A 6,428-nucleotide genomic window follows, 5' to 3' on the forward strand; every position below is an offset into this window, starting at 1 on the left:
CCCGTGCAGCCGGAACCGGCAGTCGACGACGAATTTTTGCGTGGGTTACACCCGCGCGCCGATTAAAGGACAGCGACTATGGCTACCCTGAGCAACAAAATTCCGGTTTGGCTCGAAGGTTTTATGGAGCGCGGTTTGGGCGTGCTGCTGATGCTGATGGCCTTGTTCGGCATGCTGGTTCTGCCGCTGCCACCCTTTGCGCTGGATCTGTTTTTCACCTTCAATATCACACTCTCGCTGGTGATATTGCTGGCGGTAATCTACGTTGACCGACCCATCGATTTTAGTATTTTTCCCACGGTGTTACTGCTCGGTACGCTACTGCGACTGGCGCTGAACGTAGCATCCACGCGCGTGGTGCTACTGGAAGGCCACACTGGCCCCGGTGCAGCTGGACGCGTTATCGAATCTTTCGGCGACTTTGTTATCGGCGGCAACTACGCTGTTGGTATCGTGGTGTTCATCATCCTGGTCATCATCAACTTTGTGGTGGTTACAAAAGGCGCAGGCCGGGTATCGGAAGTGACCGCGCGATTTACCCTTGACGCCATGCCCGGCAAACAGATGGCGATCGACTCGGATTTGAACGCGGGCCTGCTTACCGCCGACGAGGCCCGCGAGCGACGCGAAGAAATCCGCACGGAATCTGACTTTTACGGTGCCATGGACGGTGCTAGCAAGTTTGTTCGTGGCGATGCCGTTGCGGGTATTGTCATCCTGTTCATCAATGTGATTGGTGGGCTGAGTATCGGTGTGTTTCAACATGACCTAAGTCTTTCCCAGGCCACAGAAAATTATGTACTGCTGACCATTGGTGATGGTCTGGTAGCGCAAATACCGGCGCTGTTGTTGTCCACAGCCGTTGCCATCATCGTGACCCGCATATCCCGATCCCAGAATATGGGGCAGCAGCTGCGCGGCCAAATGCTCGCCAACACCCATGTGTTAGTGATGGCGGGCGCGGTGCTGACCATTCTGGGTGTTATTCCAGGCATGCCGAATTTCGTGTTTCTTATGTTGGCGGCAGTCTGTTTTGCGCTCGCGCGCATGATGGAAAAGCAACGTCGCAGCGAACCGGAGCTGGTTGAAGAAGACGCCGACGCTGCTATTGAAAAAGGTAGCAAAGCACCGATACCCGAATTGAACTGGGACGACGTGACGAATCTTGATGTGGTGGGACTTGAGGTCGGGTATCGCCTGATCCCACTGGTCGATCGGCAGCAGGGCGGTGAGCTGATCAACCGCATAACTGGTGTGCGAAAGAAACTCTCCAAGGAGCTCGGCTTCCTGATTCAGCAAGTTCACATCAAAGATAACCTGGAACTAAATCCTACGGCCTACCGCATCACGCTGCTGGGAGACACCATCGCCGCAGGCGAAGTACAGCCCGGCATGGAGCTGGCCATTAATCCCGGAGGCGCTCAGGGAACACTGCGGGGTACGCCGACTAAAGATCCTGCCTTTGGTATGGATGCAATCTGGATTGAATCCTCGCAACGCGATCAAGCCCAAACCATGGGCTATACCGTGGTTGACCCGAGTACCGTCATGGCCACTCACCTGAGCCAGGTGGTGAAGAACCATGCACACGAGTTACTCGGCCACGAAGAAGTGCAGCAACTACTGGAGCGACTGGCCAATACCGACCCGAAATTGGTCGAGAACCTTGTACCCAAACAACTGCCATTGAGTGTGGTTGTGCGCGTGCTGCAGAACCTGCTCAAAGAGGGGGTTTCCATTCGCAGCATTCGCCTGATTGCCGAATCTTTGGCGGAGCAAGCGCCAAAAACCAAGGAACCTGACGAACTTTTGGAAGGTGTTCGCATTGCGCTTGGGCGAATGATTGTTCAGGAAATCAATGGCTTATCGGACGAACTTCCAGTCGCCGCTTTGGATGCTGATCTGGAACACATATTGCAGGATGCTCTACGTGGAAGTGGTGGTGGTCTTGAGCCGGGCTTGGCCCAACGACTACAGGAAGACCTGGCGGGCTTTGCCAATACCCAAGAAGCCTCGGGTCAGCCATCAGTAATACTGGTCGCCCCACCACTGAGACAATGGCTGTCGCGCTTTATCAGGAGAACCCTGCCCAACCTGCATGTGCTCTCCTACAACGAAGTTCCCGACAGCAAACAGGTGCGACTGGTTTCAACTGTTAGTCACCAGAGTGCATTAACCGCTGAACAGGCTGAGTAAATACAATGAAAGTGCACACATTTATAGGCGCAGACAGCACCCAGGCCATGCGCAAGGTCAAAGAGTCGCTAGGCAACGACGTGACGCTGCTGTCTTGCCGTCGCGTTAACGACGGCGTTGAGCTAGTGGTCGGCGTGGAAGCCGTTGCAACCGCCCCTGCACAGCCACGGTTAGTTGTACCTACGCACCAACAAAACAGTGACGATGCACGTCGGCGTCTGCAAGGTGAACTGGCGAAAACGCGCACCGGACTTGAGCAGACCGCGCGGGGTACCCAGTGGATATCAGAGTCTGCCAAAAATCCGTCAGGGCGCCAGGCCATTGAATTTCTGAAAACGCTCGATATCGAACCACAAATCGCGTCTGCGCTGATCAAACGTCTTCCTGAAAATGAGTCGGGTGAACTGCAGCAGGAGCTGATGCACAGCCTGTTACGCAAGGCCATTCGCACGCTACCGACACCTGGTGAAGGTGTCACAGCGCTCGTTGGCCCGCCCGGCGCAGGCAAAACCACGACGATCGCAAAAATTGCCGCAGATTTTGTCCGTCGCGGCTATCGCAATGACATCGCGTTGATCACTACCGATACCCATCGCATCGCCGCAGAAGAACAACTGCGAATCTACGGCAATATATTCCAGGTTCCAGTGCATGCCGCGTCGACCGCAACCGAAGCTGCTGAACTGATCAAAATGCTCAACCACAAGAAATATCTGCTGATTGATACCGCCGGTGTGGGGATTCGGGACGACCGCGGTCTGGCGCAATTACACGATCTGTTTGCGGTATTACCAGACATCGACGTATTTCTGACACTGCCAGCCGATCGGGAACATCATGTACAGCGGGAAATTGTTGAACGATTTCGGCAGATGCCGCTCAACGGCGTAGTCGCGACCAACCTAGATCAGGCCGTTAGACTAGGTGCCTTGCTTTCGGTGCTCATCCAAAGCCGTTTGCCGGCGGTATGGTACAGCGATGGCCCACGGGTACCTGAAGATATTCAATGTGCTGAGGCAAAGGCACTGATCAGCCATGCTTGGCGACTGGGCCGTGATTTTAATCGCCGCAAGCCCTCGGATGATCGCGAAGTGTACGACCGAACAGGAGTTGTAGCGTGAGTACAGTGAAAGTTGTTGCGGTTGCCAGTGGCAAAGGTGGCGTCGGCAAAACCAACGTATCAGTGAATCTAGCCTGGCAATTGGCGAGAGCCGGAAAGAAAGTTCTCTTGCTCGACGCCGACTTGGGGCTGGCAAACGTAGACATATTGCTGAACCTGAAGCCCAAGCGGAACCTTTCCGATGTTATCGATGGCAACTGCAGTCTCAAAGATATTTTGCTGGAAGCTCCGGGTGGTTTTACTGTCATCCCTGCGGCGTCAGGTAAAAAGTCTATGGCTGACATGGCAAATACACAACACGCCGGTATTGTCATGGCATTGAGTGAACTCGATCAGGACTTTGATGTAATGATTGTGGACACCGCTGCCGGTATTTCTGACAGCGTCGTCACTTTCAGCCGCGCCAGCCATCATGTCACGGTAGTTTGCTCGGACGAACCCACGTCGATGGCGGATGCCTACGCGTTAATAAAAGTTCTGAATAAAGACGCCGGAATCACCCGGTTTCAGGTGCTACGTAACCGCGTTAACAGCGAAACCCAGGCCCGCGCAGGATTTAACCGTCTGGCCGAAACAGCAAGCCGTTTTCTGAATATTCAGCTGAATTACGCGGGCTATATTCCCGATGATGCCTGTGTCTCAAAAGCAGTGGGAAAACAGCAATGCGTCTCGCAGGCTTTCCCGTCATCACCTGCAGCAAAGGGCTTTAAGCGCTTCGCAGACACGGTGACTGCCTGGCCCACGCCAGCGCAACCCGGTGGGCACGTTGAATTTTTTGTTGATCGTATGAGTGGCTGACGGACATCTCCATATGATGGTAGCAGGATACGCAACCTATACCGCAGTACAGCATGGCGATCGCGACGCCCTTGTGCTGAAGCATTCAGACCTGGTGAAGCGCATTGCTTATCACCTTGTTCTCAAACTGCCCGACAGTGTCGACGTGGATGATCTGATTCAGGCGGGCATGATTGGGATACTGGAAGCTGCCAGCTCTTTTCGCAGCGATGGTGGGGCCAGTTTTGAAACTTATGCCGGACTGCGTATTCGGGGCGCGATGATCGATCATCTGCGCAGTACCGGCTGGGTACCCCGTTCGCTTTCCAAGCAATTACGACAGCTTACCGATGCAATACGACGCGTTGAAAACCGCACCGGACGCGAGGCCGCCAGTGCCGATGTGGCCGCCGAGTTGAATATTAGGCTCGATGAATATCACCAACTGGTACAGGACGCCAGTTCGATTCAGCTATGCAGTCTAGAGCAGGTGAGTGATGACGATGGTGAGTTTCTGGGCGAGACCGGCGACCGCGACGCCATGATCAATGAAGTCCTCGCCGACGACTTTCAAAACGCGCTGGCGCAGCAAATCAGCAGTTTGCCCGACAAAGAAAAGCTGGTCTTGTCACTGTATTACGACACCGGATTAAATCTCAAAGAAATTGGCCTGGTGCTAGATGTATCCGAATCCAGAGTCTGCCAAATACACGGTCAGGCCATCATGCGACTTAAAAGCCGCATGACTGACTGGACCCAGCCCTGACCGCAGGAGGACATTACCGTGAACTATGAACCGTTGGAAAGTGCGATTTCAACCTTGGGCAGTATGCCGCCGAGCAGCCTGTTTGCCATAGTTGGCGGTCTTCTGGTCACCGCATTTTGCCTCTACTTTTACAAGCAACGCCGAGACTGTAATCGTCTGACGGCGCTGGAAGATACCGTGAAGTTGCGCGCCATGTCGCGTCTGGTATCGGCGCAACAGGAAGAAATGAGCCTATTGCGCGAACGACTCGGGACACTTGAAGCCTACGTGGATCGTCTCAACAATCGGCAACAACGTCTGGCCGAAAACACCCACCAACGCAAACAGCGCGTAGACGATGCCATTGCCATCGCCATTCGCGGACAAGATGATTCGGATCTGGCATCGCGCGCCGGGGTTAGCCCCAGCGAAGCCAAGCTCATCGCTAGCCTCTATAGCCAAAACGCCCCAGCCTAAAACAGGGTTCGTAACGTGAGTTTTTTGTTCGATAGTCTCGTAAACTCGATACTGGCTAAATAATACTCGTTACGACCCCGGTTTTTCGTCCACCCAGCGCAGTTCGTCCTGAAGGCTGTAGGCAAAGGCCAGCGCTTCTGCCACCGCCACATAGAGTAGGGGAGGGATTTCCGTTCCGATATCCACCTGTGACAGCAGAGCGGTAAGTGCCTGGTCCTTGCGTATCGGCACACCATTTTCATGGGCAATACGAAGAATCTCCTGCGCCAGTTCGGCTTCTCCTTTGGCGACCACACGCGGTGAACCGTAGCCGTCGTAAGACAGGGCGGCAGCCTGTTGAGACTCGAGGCTCTTGTCATCTTCCTGAGTCATGCGCGTGCATCCAGTGCTGGCTGGTATTGTGGTGGGCGTGATGCTTCCGGCAACTCCCCAAAATGCGCCTCCACACGGGTTTGCTCGACGCCGAGAGTGTTCAACCGTGTAACAAGGTCGTCCTGACGTTGCTGTATAAGAGCGAGGATATCGGGGTTTTTACTGTAGAACACCAGTTGCGTTTCACTGGCCGCGTAGTCTACTTCTACTGCCAATTCGCCGAGGGCACCCAAGGCAACGTTGAGCGATACCCGCCAGTGAACTTCATTTTGTTCACTGGCTTGTCTGGTCGATCGCTCTTCGCGCCGTAAGTAAAACTGCCAGACGTCGATTTCCTGACCATTGCGCACGGGTAACTCGAGCAACCACATTAACTGTTGGTTTTCCCTGCCTTGGGCTGCGACGAGTTGCTGGCTTTCAAGCCTCGCCAATCCAGCTTCGACAACGCGCAATAACGACGGCGCGGATTCCTGATAGTTTGCGGCTTGCGCCAATTCGCCGCGACGGTTGTGCGCAGCCTGTTGATACGTGGTGGCTTGCAGATTTTGCGGCAACGCCGTTTGCGGGCTGAGGGCTGGCGGGGTAAGAGCGTGTGCAGCCGTTGGTGTGGCGGGTACTCCGTAAGTTGATGTGCGCGCCGAACTAGCAGACACAGACGAGCCAGGGCTGGGGAATACCGGTAGCTCTATGCTCGTCCTCGCCGGTGCCGTGTTCTGTGGCGCTGTGCTCTGCGGCGCAGGG

The 6,428-nt window shown here is 54.8% G+C and carries 7 protein-coding genes; 5 read left to right on the top strand and 2 right to left on the bottom strand.

Going from position 1 to position 6,428, the window contains the following annotated elements; all coding sequences use genetic code 11:
* Positions 1-78: 78 nt before the first annotated feature.
* The 5 genes from flhA to ABYP39_RS16580 are packed head-to-tail and all read left to right on the top strand — an operon-like array spanning position 79 to position 5,315.
* Positions 79-2,196 carry a flagellar biosynthesis protein FlhA gene (flhA, locus tag ABYP39_RS16560; RefSeq protein ID WP_372783650.1) on the top strand — a complete coding sequence of 706 codons (2,118 nt, stop codon included), beginning with the start codon at positions 79-81 and terminating at the stop codon, positions 2,194-2,196.
* Positions 2,197-2,201: 5 nt separating this feature from the next.
* The gene (flhF, locus tag ABYP39_RS16565) at positions 2,202-3,317 is read left to right on the top strand and encodes a flagellar biosynthesis protein FlhF (protein ID WP_372783652.1); all 1,116 of its coding nucleotides are present in this window, start codon (positions 2,202-2,204) and stop codon (positions 3,315-3,317) included.
* Positions 3,314-4,114, top strand: a complete 801-nt coding sequence (locus tag ABYP39_RS16570; protein WP_372759707.1) for a MinD/ParA family protein — start codon at positions 3,314-3,316, stop codon at positions 4,112-4,114. Before flhF ends, ABYP39_RS16570 begins: the two co-directional genes overlap by 4 nt.
* Positions 4,115-4,127: 13 nt before the next feature.
* Complete coding sequence (locus tag ABYP39_RS16575) at positions 4,128-4,859, top strand: RNA polymerase sigma factor FliA (RefSeq protein WP_372759336.1); 732 nt, start codon at positions 4,128-4,130, stop codon at positions 4,857-4,859.
* A gap of 18 nt (positions 4,860-4,877) precedes the next feature.
* Positions 4,878-5,315, top strand: a complete 438-nt coding sequence (locus ABYP39_RS16580) for a hypothetical protein (protein WP_372759335.1) — start codon at positions 4,878-4,880, stop codon at positions 5,313-5,315.
* A gap of 69 nt (positions 5,316-5,384) precedes the next feature.
* Here ABYP39_RS16580 and ABYP39_RS16585 read toward each other — a convergent pair whose 3' ends face one another.
* Positions 5,385-5,687, bottom strand: coding sequence for an EscU/YscU/HrcU family type III secretion system export apparatus switch protein (locus ABYP39_RS16585; protein ID WP_372750273.1), 303 nt, complete (start codon positions 5,685-5,687; stop codon positions 5,385-5,387).
* Positions 5,684-6,340 carry a flagellar hook-length control protein FliK gene (locus ABYP39_RS16590; RefSeq protein WP_372783654.1) on the bottom strand — a complete coding sequence of 219 codons (657 nt, stop codon included), beginning with the start codon at positions 6,338-6,340 and terminating at the stop codon, positions 5,684-5,686. The genes ABYP39_RS16585 and ABYP39_RS16590 overlap by 4 nt, the downstream gene beginning before the upstream one ends.
* Positions 6,341-6,428: the final 88 nt, after the last annotated feature.

This window comes from Litorivivens sp. (genome assembly GCF_041625495.1).
In the GTDB taxonomy this organism is placed as follows: Bacteria; Pseudomonadota; Gammaproteobacteria; order Pseudomonadales; family Spongiibacteraceae; genus Litorivivens.

Excerpts from the sequence above, each read along its gene's own strand:
- flhA (WP_372783650.1), top strand. The coding sequence starts at position 79 with ATGGCTACCCTGAGCAACAAAATTCCGGTTTGGCTCGAAGGTTTTATG.
- ABYP39_RS16585 (WP_372750273.1), bottom strand. The coding sequence starts at position 5,687 with ATGACTCAGGAAGATGACAAGAGCCTCGAGTCTCAACAGGCTGCCGCC.
- ABYP39_RS16575 (WP_372759336.1), top strand. The coding sequence starts at position 4,128 with ATGATGGTAGCAGGATACGCAACCTATACCGCAGTACAGCATGGCGAT.
- flhF (WP_372783652.1), top strand. The coding sequence starts at position 2,202 with ATGAAAGTGCACACATTTATAGGCGCAGACAGCACCCAGGCCATGCGC.